The sequence below is a fragment of the Brasilonema sp. UFV-L1 genome (assembly GCF_012912105.1).
Classification (GTDB): Bacteria; Cyanobacteriota; Cyanobacteriia; order Cyanobacteriales; family Nostocaceae; genus Brasilonema.
Window position 1 is genome coordinate 1 of sequence record NZ_QMEA01000121.1, and the last position, 19,864, is coordinate 19,864.

13 protein-coding genes are annotated in these 19,864 nt (G+C 43.0%); 3 read left to right on the forward strand and 10 right to left on the reverse strand.

Translation table 11 applies throughout. The features are described 5' to 3' along the window. Positions 1-71: 71 nt before the first annotated feature. Entirely contained in the window at positions 72-1,661 is a 1,590-nt protein-coding gene (locus tag DP117_RS26215; protein ID WP_169221149.1) for an alkaline phosphatase D family protein, read from the reverse strand. A 525-nt stretch (positions 1,662-2,186) separates the two neighbouring features. On the opposite strand from DP117_RS26215, the gene DP117_RS26220 reads away from it, so the two are divergent. Then, positions 2,187-2,933 (forward strand): histidine phosphatase family protein, encoded by a 747-nt coding sequence (locus DP117_RS26220; protein ID WP_169221150.1) that lies wholly within the window; start codon positions 2,187-2,189, stop codon positions 2,931-2,933. Positions 2,934-3,031: 98 nt separating this feature from the next. Here DP117_RS26220 and DP117_RS26225 read toward each other — a convergent pair whose 3' ends face one another. The 7 genes from DP117_RS26225 to DP117_RS26255 form a co-directional block, all read right to left on the reverse strand. Next, on the reverse strand, positions 3,032-5,050 hold the full coding sequence (locus DP117_RS26225; RefSeq protein ID WP_169221151.1) for a serine/threonine-protein kinase: 2,019 nt from the start codon (positions 5,048-5,050) through the stop codon (positions 3,032-3,034). A 451-nt stretch (positions 5,051-5,501) separates the two neighbouring features. Further along, a complete protein-coding gene (gene recG / locus DP117_RS26230) occupies positions 5,502-8,033 on the reverse strand; it encodes an ATP-dependent DNA helicase RecG (RefSeq protein WP_169221152.1) in 2,532 nt (843 codons plus the stop codon). Positions 8,034-8,109: 76 nt separating this feature from the next. Continuing rightward, positions 8,110-9,135 (reverse strand): primosomal protein, encoded by a 1,026-nt coding sequence (locus tag DP117_RS26235; protein ID WP_169221153.1) that lies wholly within the window; start codon positions 9,133-9,135, stop codon positions 8,110-8,112. Between the two features lie 862 nt (positions 9,136-9,997). Continuing rightward, the gene (tsf, locus tag DP117_RS26240) at positions 9,998-10,942 is read right to left on the reverse strand and encodes a translation elongation factor Ts (protein ID WP_169221154.1); all 945 of its coding nucleotides are present in this window, start codon (positions 10,940-10,942) and stop codon (positions 9,998-10,000) included. Positions 10,943-11,185: 243 nt separating this feature from the next. Next, positions 11,186-11,983 carry a 30S ribosomal protein S2 gene (rpsB, locus tag DP117_RS26245; RefSeq protein WP_169221155.1) on the reverse strand — a complete coding sequence of 266 codons (798 nt, stop codon included), beginning with the start codon at positions 11,981-11,983 and terminating at the stop codon, positions 11,186-11,188. A 207-nt stretch (positions 11,984-12,190) separates the two neighbouring features. Further along, entirely contained in the window at positions 12,191-13,144 is a 954-nt protein-coding gene (locus tag DP117_RS26250; protein WP_169221156.1) for a glycosyltransferase, read from the reverse strand. Positions 13,145-13,306: 162 nt separating this feature from the next. Beyond that, on the reverse strand, positions 13,307-13,972 hold the full coding sequence (locus DP117_RS26255) for a PEP-CTERM sorting domain-containing protein (RefSeq protein ID WP_169221157.1): 666 nt from the start codon (positions 13,970-13,972) through the stop codon (positions 13,307-13,309). 275 nt (positions 13,973-14,247) lie between these two features. On the opposite strand from DP117_RS26255, the gene DP117_RS26260 reads away from it, so the two are divergent. Together DP117_RS26260 and DP117_RS26265 are read left to right on the forward strand one after the other, a co-directional pair. Further along, positions 14,248-15,234 carry a cation diffusion facilitator family transporter gene (locus DP117_RS26260; protein WP_169221158.1) on the forward strand — a complete coding sequence of 329 codons (987 nt, stop codon included), beginning with the start codon at positions 14,248-14,250 and terminating at the stop codon, positions 15,232-15,234. Between the two features lie 288 nt (positions 15,235-15,522). Continuing rightward, positions 15,523-16,728 carry an argininosuccinate synthase gene (locus DP117_RS26265; RefSeq protein ID WP_169221159.1) on the forward strand — a complete coding sequence of 402 codons (1,206 nt, stop codon included), beginning with the start codon at positions 15,523-15,525 and terminating at the stop codon, positions 16,726-16,728. A 373-nt stretch (positions 16,729-17,101) separates the two neighbouring features. Here DP117_RS26265 and DP117_RS26270 read toward each other — a convergent pair whose 3' ends face one another. Both DP117_RS26270 and DP117_RS26275 read right to left on the reverse strand, forming a co-directional pair. Continuing rightward, complete coding sequence (locus tag DP117_RS26270; RefSeq protein WP_169221160.1) at positions 17,102-18,880, reverse strand: TrbI/VirB10 family protein; 1,779 nt, start codon at positions 18,878-18,880, stop codon at positions 17,102-17,104. A gap of 196 nt (positions 18,881-19,076) precedes the next feature. After that, complete coding sequence (locus DP117_RS26275) at positions 19,077-19,754, reverse strand: hypothetical protein (RefSeq protein WP_169221161.1); 678 nt, start codon at positions 19,752-19,754, stop codon at positions 19,077-19,079. Positions 19,755-19,864 lie beyond the last annotated feature (110 nt).

A 19,864-nucleotide genomic window follows, 5' to 3' on the forward strand; every position in this document is an offset into this window, starting at 1 on the left:
GTACTCAGGTCGGTGTTGGGTAGTTCACGACAGCTTCATCTAATTTCCAAAACCTGCACAGTTGAATAAAACTAAACCCGTTTGACAACCCCCTTATCTGGGAGTTCAAAAGACGTAGCCGTAGTAATTGGTGCATTTGGGTTTGGGACAGTCGCACCGCTAGGTGCAGATTGTGGTAGTAGTCGATAGTCACTTCGCCACCGTTCGCGAGTGATGTCACACAGGACATAGCCGCGCTGGCGACCGTTAAAGTATTTTACCCACGGACTCTCCGGTAAGGCAGCCTCAATTCTATCGCTAGCTGTGAAGTTGGAGGTAATTGAAGTACCGACAAACTCAGTACCCACCACAGGAGAATCAGGGTTATTAAAATCTGCCAGCAGGTCGCTAACCCAACTAGAATGGGTATCGCCAGTGATGACTATTGGATTTGAAGGTCTGCGTTGATTTAAGAAATCAAGGATGCGTTGGCGAGCAGCTACGTAACCATCCCAAGCATCAACGTTGAAAGCAGACTCTTCACCTGCTGTCCAGTCATGTTGGGTGAAGACTACCTGCTGGGCAAGAACATTCCAACGCGCTTTGGAACGGTCAAGACCTGCAAAGAACCATTTCTCCTGTTCAGTACCAGTCAAGGTAGCCGCTGGGTTAAAGGCTTCGTCACAACGCGGTTTGATGCCATCATTACAGGGCTGGTCGGTGCGGTACTGACGGGTATCTAGCACGTTAAATTCAACCAAATCACCGAAAGTCAGACGGCGATAGAGCTGCAGGTCAATACCTTTGGGTTTCGAGAATGGACGCAGTGGCATATGTTCGTAGTATGCCTGGAAAGCAGCAGCACGCTTTGCAAGGAACTCATCACGTGACTGTCTATCTGGGTCTTGGGGGATTTCGTCTGCCCAATTATTGTCTACTTCGTGGTCATCCCAGGTCACTATCCAAGGAAAGGCAGCGTGAACAGCTTGTAGGTTTGGGTCAGTTTTATACAAAGCATGACGGTTGCGATATTCTTCCAGCGTAACGGGTTCCGCTCCGTTGTGCTGCCTGATTCGGTTCGAGTCTGCTGGTCCCTCGTAGATATAGTCACCAAGGTGGACAACGAGGTCGAGTTCTTCCTCTGCCATATGTTTAAATGCTGCAAAATAGCCATCTTGCCAATTTTGGCAGGAAGCAAACGCAAAGCGGAACTGTTTAATTTGTTGTCCAACAGATGGAGCTGTACGCGTGCGTCCAATCGGGCTAACTTCATTACCTACTTTAAACTGATACCAGTACCATCGAGCAGGTTGCAGTCCATCAACAACGACGTGTACCGAGTGTCCTAATTCGGGAATTGCGTATACAGTTCCGCTGCGCACAACTTGTGTCAGCTTTTCATCTGTTGCGATCTGCCACTGCACTGGAATATTTTCTGAGGATATTCCACCTCCGTTAAGAGGGTCAGGAGCCAACCTTGTCCACAAAACAACGCTTCTTGGATACGGTTCACCAGAAGCGACACCTAGGCTGAATGGATAAGCGGAGAACTTCGGTTGAGCATTTACTCTGCTAGACCATTGGCTTGCGATCGCAAAACATGTGAGTAATCCAGCACTCAGTAAAATATCGCGTCGCTTGAAGCGGGTAGATAATAGTCGCTCAAAATACAGGCGTTCCATGTGTCAATTGTATATTGTAGATTGGATAATACCAGTCAAAGTACGGTCAGTTATCAGCAACTCATTCTCTAAACAAAGATGAGCACTTAACTCAAAATTTAAACAGCCGACTGATAACTGTTTTGTAAAAAATATGTGCAATAAAAAGATACCAATCCAGCATCAAAGAGTCGTTAAGAGGCTATTAAAATTGGCTTTGGGATTTCTTTCAGTTCTTCTGTAGTGTTTACTGGTGTCATTTAGTGATATACTTTGCGTTAAGCCTCCGACTTATCGCCTACAGCATTGATAGTTAAACGTCCTGATTTGTAGATCAACTTCTACAACAAATGGTCTACGAAAAACAACAAAACAAATATACTCTACTGATATCAGTGTTTTAAAGTCTTAACTAAGACAAGATCTATGTCAATCTCAAACTTAAACTCAATTTAAACTCAATTTTTATATTTGCTTAAGCATCACTTAAATTTGCTGGTATATGTTTTAGCGTAGTCTACCTCATTTTAAATTCGGCATTTTTAAGTGAAGATACTTAACAGGCGTACAATTCTCAAAGCAGTTGCTGCCGCACCAGCATTTGCAGCTTTTTCTGCTCTTGTGTCAAAAGTCAAAGCTCAAGATACAGGGAAGTTTGAAGTTTGGTTTATTAGACATGGTGAGAGCGAAATTAATGTCCTATCACAGCGACCAAACTTGCCCTCAAACTTACCTGCGGATGAAGGTTTTACTTATCCTCTGACTATTAAAGGTATTCAGCAGGTTAAGGATCTTGCCTCATCAATTCAAGATATTCATGTCTCGGCGATTTTCACTTCGACTCGTTTACGAACCGTTCAAACAGCAGATGCGATATCGTTTGTGAAAAATATTCCAATACAGCTTGCTCCTGAAATTGTTGAAGTCAATTTCGGTACGCTAGCGCAAGCTTCATCAAGTTCTGCTCAGCAAGAAATTTTTCAAATACTTACAGATTGGTTGAGTAATAAACAATACGACAAGAAAGCACCAGATGGAGAAAGTTACAACGATTTGCAAGAACGTTTTGTCCCATTTGTTACTCAAACAATCAAGCAGTATTCAAGCATTCCCCAAGTGCTGATTTTTGTGGCGCATGGCGCTATCTTGTCTGCCATGCTACCTTTACTATTCAAGAATGTCTCAGGGCAATTTGCACTGGCTAACATACTACCAAACACAGGGATTGTAAAGGGTGAACTGCGCCACAAACATCTTTTCTGTACTGATTGGAATGGAAAAGAGCCGTTCTAAATGTAAGTAGTAAAAGAGCAATAAGTAGACATTACCCAGTAATATTTATCGCAATTGATAGAGCAAAAAAATCTACCCTGAGATAGAGATTTTTTTGCTCAATGCAAGTTAGCATCCCAGACTGCAATATAGATTTGGTCTTGTTGATTGCGTTGTATAATTCCTTTTAGTCCACCAACATTAAAAGAGTATTGATTAGTTTTACGCTTATAAACTTGTTGCAATCCTTGCTTAATGTCATCAGAACTATTACCACCCATCATCCCTTGCAATGTATTCTGCATAACCTCTGGTTCTACAGATTGAGCAAATGCAACTTCTGTTTGGCGTAGCACTTTTGTTTGACGGTCAAACAAATAACCAAGGTCAACGCGGTTTGGCTCATGCTGATAAAGGTAAGCGCGAGTTCTCCACAAACCTCTAGAAACTTTACTCGGATTTCCTAAAGCTGCTTTGACACTATCTTCTGAAGAACCGACAGGAAATGCAGGAACACCACGGCTGCTGGTATTGGGAGTTGCAATGCTTTGTTTTTCCTCCTGTGGAGGTGGGGTGGATACTTCAGGGGTTGATGTGGGAGTAGGAGAAGTCGTTGATTGTTCGACTTTCTGTGGCGTCGATTGTTGTTGTGGGGTAGATTGCGGTTGCGGTGTCGATTGTTGTTGTGGGGTAGATTGCGGTTGCGGTGTCGATTGTTGTTGCGGGGTAGATTGTGGTTGCGGTGTCGGTTGTTGCGGTGTGATTTCTTGTGGCGTGGAAGCCGCTGGAATTTGCAATTCTTGAGGAACTTGTTCTTCTGGTGCAGGTTCAAATTTTCCTTGCTCTTGTTGAGAGTCAGGAACAATTGGAGGTAGAGGAGATATATAAGCTTCTGGCTGTTGTGGTGGCTTGGGTGCTATGACTACTGGATCTGGTACAACAACCTTCCTCTTTCTAGGTGTTCTCGCTTGGAAAGTAGGAGTTGGAGACGCTGTTGAAGGAGTCGGATTTATTTCGTTAGCTGCTGGAAGGGGTGTAGAAGTGGGCGATGTCACAATTGGATCTTCAGACGCTTGACGATTTATATTGGCAATCGCTACTGCACCAATCAAGCTACCTACAACCAGACTGCCCATAATTAAAGCAGGCTTTTGCCAGTTTGTTGGAGTCGAAGAAATCGGAATCACCGGAGCTTTTTGATTCGAAGCAAATGGTGGTAGAGTATTCTGTGACGAGTATGATGCAGCAGTATTTGCTGATAGCGGTACTGTCGGTTTATAATTCGCCGTTGGTTCCAGCGTGTGAAAAGAAGTTGCTGTTGATTTTAAAGCATAGAGCATTTTACTAGCAGTAGTGTAGCGATCGCTAGCATGGGGTCTAATTGCCTGATTGAGTACCATTGCCAAGTTTTGGGATACTTCAGGAGCGAGATCATGCCATATGACTTGACCTGTTTGAGGATGCGTTTGCAGTTCACTCGGGTATTTACCAGTGAGCAAGTAAATTGCCGTCATGCCTAAACTATAAATATCAGTAGCGTAAACTGGACGTCCAATTGCTTGCTCACTCGGCATATACCCCGGTGTACCAATAACCAGTGATTGTGTGGGGTATCCCGCAGGATTCACCACTGAACGTATTGTTTCTTTGACCGCACCAAAATCAATTAAGACAGGCTTACCATTCGAGGAGCGGATAATGATATTATCAGGTTTGATATCCCGATGAATAATCCCCTTGCTGTGGACGTAATCCAAGACGGATAGCAAACTCAATAAAATTTCCTTAACACTGGTTTCGCTGAGAACTCCTTGTGTTTTAACTATGTCCGTTAAGGTTTGACCTTGAATCCATTCTTGAACAAGGTAAAATTGCCCTCTTTCAGAAAAGTAGGCGAAAAGTTTAGGAATTTGCTCACTTCCTTCGCCCAGATACTCCAGAGTTGCAGCTTCTCGTTCAAATCGACTTTGGACAATTTGATAAGTTTGCAGGTTGTTGGTAACGGGTTTGAGTTGCTTAATCACACAACGACGGCGAGAAGGCATATGAATATCTTCCGCCAAAAAGGTTTCACCAAACCCACCGGCACCTAGTACCTGAATAACTTGATAGCGATTGTTCAGCAGCTTGGTTGTCATGCTCCATTATCTCAGTTCTCATTCGGATAGAATATAACGCAGCCCAACGGGATATTGTGTAGTTTGCTCAGGTCTGACTACATAAAGGTAAGAATGGGTCTGTGTAAATCCCTATCAGGACTGAAATCAACCAACAAAGTCTTACCTAAGATACTTGCCCTTTACAAGGGTATACCAAATCTTAGACGACTGTAGGGAGGAAATGTGTTCCACTTTCATAACTGTATTTCTAACCTACATTCCGCACCCTAACTGTCACAAACGGTAATTACTGAGATAATAAAGCCAAGCAAGAATAAAAACAGACATCTGAAGTGAAAAAAACATTTGAGCAGTCATGAATAATCAAGAATGTCTTTAGGCAGGGGTCCTTCTGCCCTCTGCCCTCGTACTTCTGCTTTCTGAAGTCCGTATGAAAACGGTATTATATGACACTATTTATTAGAGTCAATCATGTCAAAATTGCTCCACCCATTAACCGCTCATACCGATACTTCAACTCTTCTTTCATCAAATACCAACGCTCTAAAGTAGCATCTATCTCCATGACTTTCTCAGCTACTTGTCGCGCCAAAATTAACACTTCCTCATCTTCCACTAAACTCGCTAAAGTAAAATCTGGCACACCTGATTGACGAGTCCCCAAAACTTGCCCAGGACCACGAAAACGCATATCCATTTCCGAAATGAAAAAGCCATCCTGAGATTGTTCCAAAACCTTCAAACGTTGTTGTGCATCTGCACTTTTGGAACTACTCAACAAAAGACAATATGACTTAGCCGCACCTCGACCAACACGTCCCCGGAGTTGGTGCAACTGAGATAAACCAAATCGCTCTGCATTTTCAACGAGCATTACTGTTGCATTAGGCACGTCTACACCTACCTCTACAACAGTTGTAGAAACCAAAATTTGAGTTTCATTATCGCGGAATTTGCTAATCGCCTCGTCCTTTTCGGCTGAACTCATGCGACCATGAAGCAGTCCCACTTGAAACTCTGGAAAGATACTTTCTTGTAGCTTTTGATGCTCTTCTACAGCTGATCGCAAGTCCAACTTTTCTGATTCTTCCACCAACGGCAAAACAACATAAGCTTGTCGTCCCTGGGCAATTTCGCGGCGAATCAGGTCATAAGCATGGGTGCGTTGCTGAGGAGTCAGTGCGGTTGTTTGAATCTTTTGCCGTCCTGGTGGTAACTCATCTATTTGGCTGACATCCAAATCTCCGTGTATTGTCAGCGCCAAAGTTCGAGGAATGGGAGTTGCTGTCATAGTCAAGACATGGGGTTGCTCACCTTTTTGCTGCAAACGCGCTCGTTGTTCGACCCCAAAGCGGTGTTGCTCATCAATCACAACCAAACCCAACCGCATAAAGTTGACAGAATCTTGAATTAAGGCATGAGTTCCCACCAAAAGTGGCAATTCACCCGTTTCTAACTGAGCATGAATTTCTCGCCTTTTTGCAGTTTTTGTAGAACCAGTCAGTAATTCCACTGGTAAATGCATGAGGTTAAACCAACTCACTAACTTGCGATAATGCTGTTCTGCCAAAACTTCTGTCGGAGCCATCAGTGCTGCTTGATACCCAGACTGAAGAGCAGCAAGGATAGCAACTACGGCAACAACAGTTTTACCAGAACCGACATCTCCTTGCACCAGACGATTCATCGGTGCAGGTTTTTGCAAGTCGTTAAGAATTTCATTAATGACTCGTTGCTGTGCGTTAGTAAGTTTAAACGGTAGTATTTCAGAAAATTTTTCTAGTAATTGACCTTTTGGGGCAAGAATAGCACTGGTTTGAGTTTCTTTTGCTTTGTGCTGACGTTGAAGTAACCCAAGTTGCAGGTAGAAAAATTCATCGAAGACGAGACGGCGACGGGCAGCTTGAAGGCTAGCACTGTCTGGAGGGAAGTGTATATTATTAATAGCTTCCTTCAATTCCATCAAATTATACTTATCTCGCAGACCACTAGGCAATGAGTCTTTTAGGTGGACAGTTGCAGGCAAAGCTGCAATCACTGCCTGTCGCACCAAATCTGCCCCAACTCCTTCTGTCAACGCATAAACAGGCACAATCCTACCAATCATCAAAGACTCAATTGTATCTCCTGGGTGTGCCAAAACCTCCAGTTCTGGATCTTCCAACGTTAGACCATATTTACTTTCTTTCACCAACCCACATGCTGCTACAATACTATTTTCTGGGTAGCGACGCTTGAAACTTTCTTGCCAAGCACGACTGCTATAGCGCGTACCAGCAAAAAATCGGCTGATTTTGAGCTGACCCGTCTGATCACGTAGCAGTACTTCTAAAATCGTCAATTTCTTGTTCTTGGGGCTTGTAAAGCAGTTACAGCGCTTCACCGTTGCCACTAGTGTCACCGTCTCGCCCGCTACCAAGTCTTGAATATTGACTTGACGAGCATAGTCAATATGGTCGCGGGGATAGTAGAAAAGCAAATCACGCACAGTGTATAAATCAAGACGTGCCAAATTGAGAGCTTTTTTAAGCCCTATTTCCGGTAAATCGCTCAACTTTTTATCTAGCTTGGGAGCAAGTTCGCGACTAACCTCAGCAACAATTTGAGATTTTGGCTGTGAGGAATAGGGACGAGAATTCTCTTTTGCTCCTCTGCTTCTCTGCTCCCCTGCTTCCCCTGCTTCCCCTACTGCCCCTGCTCCCCCTACTTCGCCGACTCCTCCTTCAAAGGCTTGCTGAACTTGGTACAGATACCTACGAGTTTCTGCGACTAGGTGTTGTCTATCTTCCAGTTCTAGATTGGGATAATTCGCAAATTCCACTGCTAATTCTTGCCAGCGACGACGTTCAATGCTGGGCACACTTGTGGGGAATTTGCCAAAAGTGAGGGTGAAAAACTCACTAAAGCGGTATTGTTTGCCCAGCAAATCGGTGAAGCCTTTTTCTGCTTCTATTGCCAAGGCTTTGTGTAATCGTATCCAATCTGGTTTGTCATTAGTCATTAGTCATTAGTCATTAGTCAATAGTCATCAGTCAATCATTGATTTAGTCATTTGACTTCGGACAAAGAACAGATGACTAATCCTCAAACCAAATAGCACGCCATGCTGCTTCCGCTTGAGCAACTGAACGTTCTCGCTGTTTTTTTTGATACTCTTGCCCTAACCGACTAAGCTGAACTAAAACACTGCGAATCTGCTTGCGATCAGACGAGAGTGTTGCGTCAGCAAATTCAATTTCCCCAAGCCGCAGATTAATAGCCATAATTTGTGTGAAGTGAGAATCTTCTGAATGCTGTTCATTTTCAACTTCAATAACTAAGTTTAGTAGGTTGGGGGGTCCTGGCATAACTTCAGTAGCAGCAGCTTCTGATGCTGCTTCTAAAATCGGCTCTGGTAACTTTTTGGGTAACATCCCTGCTTTTTGTAAGCGAAGATTCGCTTCACGAGAAACTCTTTTGAGCTTCTGTTGTATTAATCTCTCTGTATTCTGTTGCCATTTTGCGATTTCTAGAGGGTTAGAGGTGTTTGGAAAAGATGAAACGTTTGGAACAGAGGATACAGAGAAGACAATGGGGGGAGTTAAGGGAGTTTGAGCAGCCTTGGGAGTTGAGGGAGTAAAGGGAGTTGGGGCAATTGGGGCGGTTGGGGAATTTGTTAGGGGAGTCAAAGAAGTGGGAGAACTTGGGAGAGTTACGGGAGTGGGCAAAGAAAGTTCATTTGTTTGCTGATCTTCTTCCAATTCCTGATCTTCTTCCAATTCCTGATCTTCTTCCAATTCCTGATCTTGCTCATCTTCTGTTGCTTGCTCTTGCTGCTCTTGCTCATTCTTGATAAGATTTTGCAACTGTTGAGCTGTCTGTTGACCCAGCTTACGTATATCTTGTTGCAATTGTTGCCGCTGATTCAATGACAAACTCAAAAAGTTTTCAGGATATCCTTGGGTACACAGGTGATAAGTCGCCAGAATCAATTGCCTTTGTACGGTTTGCCCCAAGGCAGTTAGATAATTGGTGTAGGCGTTTTGCAGTTCTTTGGCGATCGCCTGTATCGCTTCCTCTAGTGCTATTATGTCCCGTTCTATTCGCTCGATTGCTTTCGCCATATCTCCTTGCTATTACTCATCTGAACCTTATTATTATGGTACAAATGTATTGATTTATTCTCAAATAATTATTACCAAAAGGATTTTGGGTTTTTGGATATTGAATTTTGGATTCACATTAAAGATGACAGACGAATGGCACTCTCATCGAAAATTTGGGTCCCAAACCCCGTCCTTCTAGGACGGCTTTATATTTTGGACGCCATTACCGCCTTGGGGTTACTCAATGCCGTGTAGTTTTGCAATCTACTTTCGTTCGGGCAGTTACGAACTGATATCTTTCGCCCTGTACGCATAACGGTTTGCTCCGTAGAACCTTCCCTTTCGGGAGTAAAGTTAGCCTAGATAATGTTATTGGTCGGTAATTGTATCAAGGACACTGACTTAACCCTCTAAATCTGTTTAATCCTTGACTTCTAGAGCTACAGACTGGCTGCGCATCCGTAGGTAGGAACTTTAACACTTGCCAATAACGTAGTACTCAAGGTACTTAATCGGGTCAACTAATCCTAAAGATTTGAGGCTAGAGAGCCAATAGCCTTTAGGCAGGGGTGTTGACTAAGCTCAAAGCCTTGTTCAGACTCGTAAACGAGTATAGCTCGTTCCTGGGCTGCAGCCATAGAATGCGAGTTCTGGAGGAGGCTATGCCTCCATCTAGAGAGTTACAAGCCCCAGTGAGCCTTGTAACTATCGCAAAAAACAAGCGTGCCATTCGATTTAGAAACTTTAATCTATGGTAACGTTCACAAAGAGTCTGTGAATGAAAAACAGGTCAGCTGGGCTTGCTTGACCTGTCTTGAGAATAGTCCTTCGTCGCTTGTCTTTTGCCCAAAACTCATGACAAATGACTCAATTACTTGGATTACTTGTTACCCATTTGTGCAGCAACTTCTTCTGCAAAGTTACTTTCTTGCTTTTCAATGCCCTCGCCGAGGACATAGCGAACGAAGCGACGAATTTGGATACTGTCACCCAGTTTTGATGCGCTCTGTTTAATCAATTCTTCCACTGTGATACTCTGATCACGAATATAAGGTTGATCTAACAAAGTCATTTCTTTTAAACGTTTTTCAATCCGTCCCTGAACAATTTTTTCTTTGATATTCTGTGGCTTATTTGCCAAGTCATCCCGCCCCATTTCGATATCTTTTTCTTTTTGAGCGACAAGAGCGGGAATTTCGTCTACGTTCACGTACTCAACGTTTGGGCAAGCCGCAACTTGCATGGCGACATTCCGTGCTAGAGTTTGAGACTCTTCACGAGCAGCCTCTAAATCCTCTTGAGTGTTCAGTTCAACTAACACACCAACTCGACCGCCAGTGTGAATGTAGCTATCTACTACCCCTTTTGTGTCATCTGCGAGTGCAAATTTAGCGAAGCGGCGCAGTTGAATATTTTCACCAAGTTGACCACTCGTTTGTTTGATGAAATCTTCTACTTTAACACTTTCATCTTCAATGTAAGCTTGAGCTAGTAAAGCCTCAACACTCTCAGCAGTTGTTGCTTGTTTCGCCAGATTTTGAACCAGAGCTTTGAATGCTTCGTTACGAGCAACAAAATCTGTTTGGCAATTGACTTCTATGAGCACACCAACCCGACCTTCGGGTTGAATGTATGTATCCACCAAACCCTCTGCCGCAATACGTCCTGCTCCCTTTTCGGCTTTGGCGATGCCCCTTTGTCGCAGCCAATCAATGGCTTTTTCCATATCACCGTCAGTTTCTTTTAGCGCCTTCTTGCAGTCCATCATACCGGCACCAGTTTTCTGACGTAGCTCTTGGACGATTTTTGCAGATATTTCCGCCATGTTGCCTCAATTCCTACTTAAATGACAGTTTTAATAGCTCTCAAATAAAATTGTGAGTCCTGAGTTTAAGAAAGTCCTGAGTAATGAATTCTGAGTACTCAGTAAAAAGAACTCAGTACTTTAGGACTAACTTAGAATTTTACCTGCGGCTGTTGACTCATGAATAGGAAGTATCACTAAGTACCGAGTACTACTATCTGACTCGGCACTTAGCACTCACTACTCTCGCACTCACCACTCTCGTTATTCTTCTTCGTCGCTGGGAATTCCCAAGTCAGAGTAATCGGTTTCGCTTTCCTCGTAGTCGAAGTCTTCCTCTGCGCCTTCGTAATCTTCGTAGTCTTCTTCCGCATCCAATTGACCGTGACGACCTTCATAAATGGCGTCCGCTAATTTGCCTACTATCAACTTAATTGAGCGAATGGCGTCATCATTTGCTGGAATGGGAATATCTACGACATCTGGATCACAGTTAGTATCCAGCATGGACACAATGGGAATTGACAATTTTTGGCATTCTTGCACTGCGTTATACTCCCGCCGTTGGTCTACAATCACGACCACATCGGGAACTTTCCGCATACTTTTAATGCCACCGAGGTATTTCTGTAGCTTTGCCATTTCCCGACGCAGCATTGAAGCTTCTTTTTTTGGCAACAAATCGAGAGCACCATTTTCTTCCCGACGTTCCAAATCTTTGAGGCGATCTACTCGGGTTTTGATTGTCGTCCAGTTAGTGAGCATTCCACCCAACCAACGCTGGTTAATGTAGTGAGAACCACAACGAGCTGCTTCTTGAGCAATGATTCCTGCTGCTTGTCGCTTGGTACCAACAAACAAGAACTTCTTGCCAGCTTCAGCTTGTGACCTCATGTATGTGTAAGCTTCTTCCATCAACTGGGCAGTTTGCACCAAGTCGATGATGTGTACCCCATTACGAGCGGTGTAAATGTATGGAGACATTTTTGGGTTCCACCTACGGGTTTGATGCCCAAAGTGAACACCCGACTCCATCATTTGAGCCAATGAAACAACAGCCATCTTTATTTACTCCTATTCGGGTTAAACCTCCATCCAGGCGTATTTCCAAAAGCAGGAAACACCCGAACTCCTGAATGTGCGAGATTAATGAACCATACTAAGGTAGCATACTTGTGGCAGCGATTGGGAAATGACAAATGTTGAGGAAATACGACATTTTAAAGAGGAAATTACTACATCTGTACAAGCGCGAAGCCGCCGCGCTCATCAGCTGTTACACATTTGACTATCTGATTTGGAACTATAAGCTTGATAGACTCCTTTAACGTTGTACCAGTTCAGAAAGATGCGGGCAATTTCTAACGCTAACTGTGGTTTTCCTAAATCAATGAGCCATTGCAAAAATGGAGCCATTGTACGTTCATTCAGGATGCCATTCAGTGACAGGATTCCCCAAAGTAAACGATGTAACCAAGTCATTTGAATCATCATTCGCACTTCCCAAGTGGGATGCTTTTGATAAAACAAAACTCCCATGCGTCCACGCTGAATTTCTTTGTCAATCAAGCGAGGCACTTGTTCTAAATTAAAGGGTGGATGCCAGTGATATCCCACAGCTTCTGGACATTTGATGAGTTGTAAGCCCAGATTTTTGAGTCTGACTCCTAGTTCTAAATCTTCCCAACCATAGAGTTGAAAACGAGTGTCAAAAAGTCCAGCTTTCTCTAACCAATGTTTGGGAATAGCGACATTTCCTGTAGCAAAAAAAGCTGCTGAAAAATCTGTTATTTTATAGGATTCAGATGTTGGGTTGTCGAAATTACAAGTATTAATGACTGCACCGTAAGTAAAGAAGCGATCGCCTGCCAATTTTTCCTTTCCTTGCACCAGCGCATGAGCGTGAGCTTGCAGGAAATTCTCTGTAACAACTAAATCACTATCAATAAAAATAATAATATCCCCTAATGCTTTTTCTACTCCCAAATTTCGCGCTGCTGCTGGTCCAGCGTGGTTTTGATGAAACGTTTTCACATGAGGAAACTCTTGTTTCTGCGCTTCTAACCACTCTAATGTGCCATCAATAGAACCATCATCCACCAAGACAATTTCGTAACCAGTGACTGAAGTTGACGCACTCAGTTGCTGCGCCTCTAAAGCTCTAAGACACTTTTCCAAAATTGGCTTACGATTATAAGTCGGAATAACAACGCTAAAAAACATAATTTAAAATTCAAAATTCAAAATAAAGAAATGAGCGTCCGAGTCTACCTCCAGGATAGGACAGCAGTGGCTACAACACTGTTCCTCATAGCAAAACCACCTCGATCCTTCTGGACTTTGAGGTGGTTAAAATGAGTGTTGTGGAGTAACGAGTAGCTTTGTTCAGTTGAAAGTCTTTTTACGATGGTGTTTGCGCAACACGAAACCTGCCCCAAGTACACCTAAGCCGATGAGTGTTGTGGTTGCTGTTGGTTCTGGAACCGTTCGAGGAGTCTTCAAGGAGAATTTCAGTGTAGCCAAACCCTTAGAGGGAGTTCCATCTAAACTCAGTTTGTCATTCTGAGTAAAATCTATTTTGCCTGTGACGTTTTGAAATATACCTGTTCCACCAGTAATAGTTATCGTACCAGCCCCCTTGATTGTGCCTTCGATGGGGTTAACTTCAGCACTGTCATTCGCTAATCCAAATAACTGATTCAAACCGCTGCCGTAGTATCTGTCGCCAAGTACTTCGCCTGTTATACCGAATACGCTTGGATCTGAATTAAATCTGGTGAATGTGTTGTTGCCACGAGGCTCAGATTGTCCGTAAGTATTACTAGTAAAATTAGTCAATCCGTAAGGAGCATCAGTATTTTCACCTGTAATGGTTGCTCTTACGATGTTTTGTTCTGGTAGAAAGGGTTGAAATTCGACTAATGTCTCGTAGTTAACGGTAAAGTCATACGTATTATCTGTAGCTTGCGCGCTCGCGCTTTGTACATTTAACCCGAAACTGCTGAAAGTTAAGGCTACTGGTATGAGCCATGCAAGGTGTGAACGAAGCATATTTGACCTTGTTTACAATCTTAAGTATAAAATGAGTATAAAGTAACAATGTACTTGTCTAAATAATACGTAAAAATCAAGGACATCGTAATAAAGTGTTACGAATTTGTCGTGAAGCTATTGTGAAATTCAGAAAAAGTTATTTTGTATGATTGAGCACTCATGAATAACCGTACTGCGGCTTCAAGCGTCAAATGTCTGGCTATACCCACAAACTCAACTCTGGTGGGCATTTTCCATGTTAAAAATGTAATTTATATAAGGTTATTTGAGCGATGCTTTTAGAGCAACATTACAACTGCAGGTGTGCAGATAATTCTGTTAATGAAAATCAAAACAGCCAAAAAACCCAGCTTTTATCCATAACAGTTTGTTTACTAACCTGTTTTTTTGTTGCTGAGTGGAGTGTTGGTTTGTGGAGTGGAAGTTTATCTCTACAGGCAGATGCGGAACACATTCTTTCTGATATCGCAGCTTTGGGAATATCACTGTTTGCGAGTTGGTTAGCACATCAACCTGCTTCTGGAAGAGCAACATTTGGACATCGCCGCGTTGAAATTATGGCGGCTTTGGTAAATGGATTAAGTTTACTTGTGATTGCTATTTTTATTTGTTGGGAGGCGATTCACCGCTTTCAAAGTCCACAGGAAATTTCCGGCTTACCGATGTTAGCAGTAGCGGTGTTAGGTTTAGTTGTGAATCTGCTCAACATGACTTTGTTGCATCCCCACTCTCACGATGACTTAAATCTAAGAGGTGCTTGGCTTCATATCATTGCTGATACTGCTAGTTCTGTGGGTGTGATTGTTGCTGCTGTGGCGATTCACTTTTGGAATTGGTTATGGGCTGATGCTGCTGTTAGCTTAGTCGTTGCTGGTTTTATAGGTTTGAGTGCTTTACCGCTTGTGCGAGAAAGTCTCTCAATTCTTTTGGAGTATGCACCAAAATCTATTAACCCTGCTGAGGTAGAAGTTTTTCTCAAATCTTTTCCTCAAGTTTTGCAGGTGGAAAAACTTTACGTTTGGAGAATTAACAGAGAACAGGTGATGCTTTGCGCTCATCTGATGGTGGATTGTGCGACAGTTGAAGAAGGCGATCGCCTACTTGAGGAATTACAAATTCATCTCAAGCAAACTTTTGGCATCAATCAGATAACTTTACAATTCTCTCACCCCAAGTCTCGCTCAGTAATGCCAATTCATCCTTTGTTTCAGCAAAATTTAGTGTCAATGCTATCTGTAGAGAAGAAATCAGGATTATGAAAAAACGAACCGCATAGACGCGCAGCGGCTTCCCGCAGGGTAGGACGCAAAGGACACATAGACACGAAGTGGCTTCCCGTAGGGTAGGAATGAGAGTTTTAGAGAGTTGTTGCGTAAGTCTCATAAATCATTATAAGAAAAATCAGAAAAAATTTCGAGAAATTCGTGATGTTATCAACAATCCTGAGAATATCAAAGTTTCATGAAGCTGTCGTTGGGTTGAAAAATAAATCTAAATAAGTTAGATAATAGTGACTCATTGTTGGGTTTTGTCTACTGGAGAACGAAATGGGTCGCGCGAAGAAAGTTGTTTTGGCTTATTCTGGTGGTGTAGATACATCGGTGTGCATTCCTTACCTGAAGCATGAGTGGGGTGTGGAAGAAGTCATCACCCTAGCGGCAGATTTAGGACAAGGAGATGAATTAGAACCTATCAGAGAAAAAGCTCTGAAATCGGGTGCAAGTGAATCGCTGGTGGTGGATGTTAAAGAAGATTTTGTGAAGGATTACGCTTTTCCCTCGATTCAAGCAAACGCTCTTTATGAAAATCGCTACCCTTTGAGTACTTCTCTTGCTCGTCCGTTGATTGCGAAAGCTTTGGTAGAAGCGGCTGATAAGTACGGTGCTGATGCGATCGCCCACGGATGTACTGGTAAGGGAAATGACCAAGTACGTTTTGATGTTGCTGTGGCTGCGCTTAACCCTAATCTCAAGATACTTGCCCCAGCGCGGGAATGGGGAATGAGTCGTGAGGAAACTATAGCTTACGGGGAAAGATATGGTATTCCCTCGCCAGTGAAGAAAAAGTCTCCCTACAGTATTGATCGTAATTTGCTGGGGCGGAGTATTGAAGCAGGTGTTCTGGAAGATCCGAATGTGGAACCACCAGAAGAAATTTATTTGATGACGAAGGCGATCGCCGACACTCCCGACAAACCAGAGTACGTTGAAATTGGGTTTTCAAGAGGAATTCCTACGAGTCTCAATGGTGAGTTTATGAATCCAGTGGATGTGATTCAAGAACTTAACCAAATCGTGGGAAATCATGGTGTTGGACGCATCGACATGGTAGAAAACCGTTTGGTGGGTATTAAATCGCGGGAAATTTATGAAGCGCCGGCTTTGCTCGTGTTAATTCAGGCACATCGAGATTTAGAAAGTCTGACTTTGACCGCAGATTTAACTCATTACAAACGTGGAATTGAGGAGAGTTACAGTCAATTAATTTACAACGGTCTGTGGTACAGTCCTCTCAAAGGGGCATTGGATGCGTTTATTCAAAAGACGCAAGAGCGAGTTTCTGGAACTGTGCGGGTGAAACTATTCAAGGGCAATGCTACTATAGTTGGACGTAGTTCGGAGAATTCTCTTTACACTCCTGATTTGGCTACTTATGGTGCTGAGGATAAGTTTGATCATAAGGCAGCTGAAGGTTTTATTTACGTTTGGGGGCTACCAACGCGTATTTGGTCACAGCAGGAACGGGCGAGATAGATAATAGCAGGATATGGCGTTGCTGAATCAAGGTATGAATTGTCATTCTGAGCGTAGTCCTGAGCGAAGCGAAGGAACAGGAGCGTTAGCGAAGCGTGTCCGATAGGCAACAGCCGTGCCGCAGGCATAGGACATAGAATCTCGGCAGATGCTTCGCTACACTGCCGTTTCGCTCAGCATGACACATTACGATACGAATTCAGCGTGTCCGTTCGCCTTTGGCGTACCGTAGGCATAGGACTCAGAATCTCTGTCTACGGCGATAATCATCAGATGCTTCATTCCGCTTCGCTCCATTCAGCATGACAGTTGCTCTCATATGTCACGGTGCGTTAGCCAAAGGCATAACGCACCCTACAAATTGGATATTTTTTTAATTGGGAGTCTCTGAAAACCGCGTGATTTGATTAGCAAACACTTCAACCTCCGTACCCACCGGTAAATACCAAATGTTACTTTTTTGAATCAGCTCGTTGATTGCTTGATTGTTGCGGTTGTTAAGTTGGGGTACAAGCGCATTCATACCGCCTTCTAAAACTGCAGCAGGGATGTTTCTTTGTTGTCGAGTTTCGGTATAAGCGCAAGTATTATTACCACTAGTACCACAATCGTAGGTACGAAATTTTGTCTCAGGACGGTTAAGTATCTCCCCTATTTTCCCAGCACCCCCCAAGCCGAAGATGAATGTATCCATACCTGATATCTTTCCAGATTTGTCAGGATATTTCTTAGCAAGTAAAGGTCTTCCATTCGGTGCGCGAACTTTCATTGCACTCTCAGGTAGGCTAATTTCTGTGAGTTTGCCCTTATTTTGAGAAATCACTGAAACAACTTTTAGCTGCATCATTCCGCCATCTGAAAGTTGCTGAATTTGAGTTAATAACTCTGTATTTGCTGGTAAAGCAACCGCCCCATCGATAGATTTTAATGGTTCTTTCAGACGCACGACAAATGTACTGTCATTTTTATTATTATTATTATTATTATTATTACGATCATTATTATTATTAGTCCCTGGCCTACTTCCTTCCCCAAAGACAGCAGTTGCTAACACAGCTTTGGCTTTCGTTCCCACTGCAATTGATTTACTACTATGCTGAGTCAGGCGGTTGATGAGTGCTGATGTACTCGGATTATCTGTTGTCTCTCTATCCCTGGAATTTAATTCAGAACCTAAACGAGATGGAGGAGAACTTGCGACTCTTGGTAGGCTTGGTGTTGGAGTTGCAGTGGGTGTTGGAGTGGGAGTAGGAGTAAAACTAGGAGTTGGAGTCGGGCTAGGTATTGATAAAGAGAAGGGAATTTGTGCGATATCTTGTGGGGATAATCCTGGAATGGATAACTCAAAGACTGGAGAGATTGAAGGTGTTGGTGTTGGTTGAGGAGTTTGAATTGGCTGAGGACGCTGAGTTGGCTGAATACGCTGAATCGGCTGAGGAGGCTGAGTGGGCTGGGTGACAGTTGGTCTCGCCTGGACGACAACGCGTTGAGGAACTCTGACAATTCGTTCAACAACACGAGGTACATAAACTGTCTGTGCTGGTGTCGGTACTCTTTGAACAACCACCCGCGTGACAGTTTGTGTTCTAGGTTTTGGTTGCGCTGGAGTTGGTTTGGCCTGAGTTGGGGGTTTTACTGTTTTTAACTGAAGTTGTGCTGTTTTCACAGCTTTTGCTTGTTCAGCTAAGGCGAGTTTTGTTTTGAGTATCTCTATTTCTTCTTCTGGTCTTATTTGTTCTATTTTGTCCGCTTCATTCTTACGAGTTATCTGTGGAAAATTCTTTTGCGGTGTTTTGTTTGTTCCACTCATCAGTTGCGATAGAAACGCACCTGCTACCAAAACCACACTTAGAGTTGCAGCACCTACCAAGCCAACTTTGGCAAAAGGGTTAGATGATAATGGCTGTTTCGTACGCTGCGAAGAAGGATGAGAAGGTTGTGCTGGTGTTTCGTCAGGAGTCTGACTCGCTGTCTCTGAACCATTCTTTTCTTTATTGGATGGGGGAGTTTCTTCTTCTAAACCAACGAGATTTGCCATCCGTTCATGCCAATCTAATTGCGGAACTTCATGTAAATTATGAACTTTGGATTCCGGTTCTGAATATTTATTCTGACTAGGTGAATTATTATTAGACTTTGGCTGGTTGTTCATGGGTGTGTTTCCTTGATTTTGCTAGGAAGTCTTGGGCTAGGAACAACTTTTCTCTTTAATATCACAAATATTAGAAATTTCTAACTTCGCTTCATTGAGAGTAGTGTAGGGTGGGCAGTGCCACTAAAAACCTCATATAGTAGGCAGGATCTAACTGGCAGTGCCCACCCTACGTGTTTTTCTAGGAATTAATTTGCTAGGAACAACTTTTCTCTTTAATATCACAAATATTAGAAATTTCTAACCTCGCTTCATTGAGCCGATAAATGGCAGAATGTAAAGGGTTTTGTGCATTTGGGATAGAAATTGCCTGTGTATCTAACGCTCGAATCACTATTTTTTTATTGAAAGGTATTGCTTCCCCAGCTTTGTTATTATAACCTGCAAAAATTAAACGATTAGCAACGATTTCTAATTGCCATTGACCATCAGCGATTTTCTCTGGTTGAGAAATTCTGCGAATTAACAATAAACTTTCCGCTTTTGCTCCCGCATTGGCTAAAACATTTTGAGGAATTCCCTGAGTGGTTTCTATTTCAAATTTTCGCCTCACATCACCAGATACAAGTTCAGAACTGGCTTGCCAAACGGCTTGCAGCGGTTGTTTATCTGACCAAGTAAACATCAAGGTCATTGTTTCACCAACAAAACGCCGAATCGTTTCAGGGTTGCGTTCTAAATTTTCTTGAGAATCCACTGTAATAGCACGACCATTAACAAGTTGTACTAAACTTTGTGGTAATTGACCAGTCAGTCTTTTCAACATATTTTGATGAAACATGAGCAATAATATCGTCAACACATGCAATCCAAAGGTTGCGATGACGAACACAGGAAGAATATTAGTTTTTTTATTTTTTTGATTTAACAGCATGAGAATAAATTCAAAATTCGCTCATTCAAAATGGATTGCGTTCTTGCACTCTACGAAAATTCAAAAACCAATTACTTCCTCTCCCCATCTCCCCATCTCCCCATCTCCCC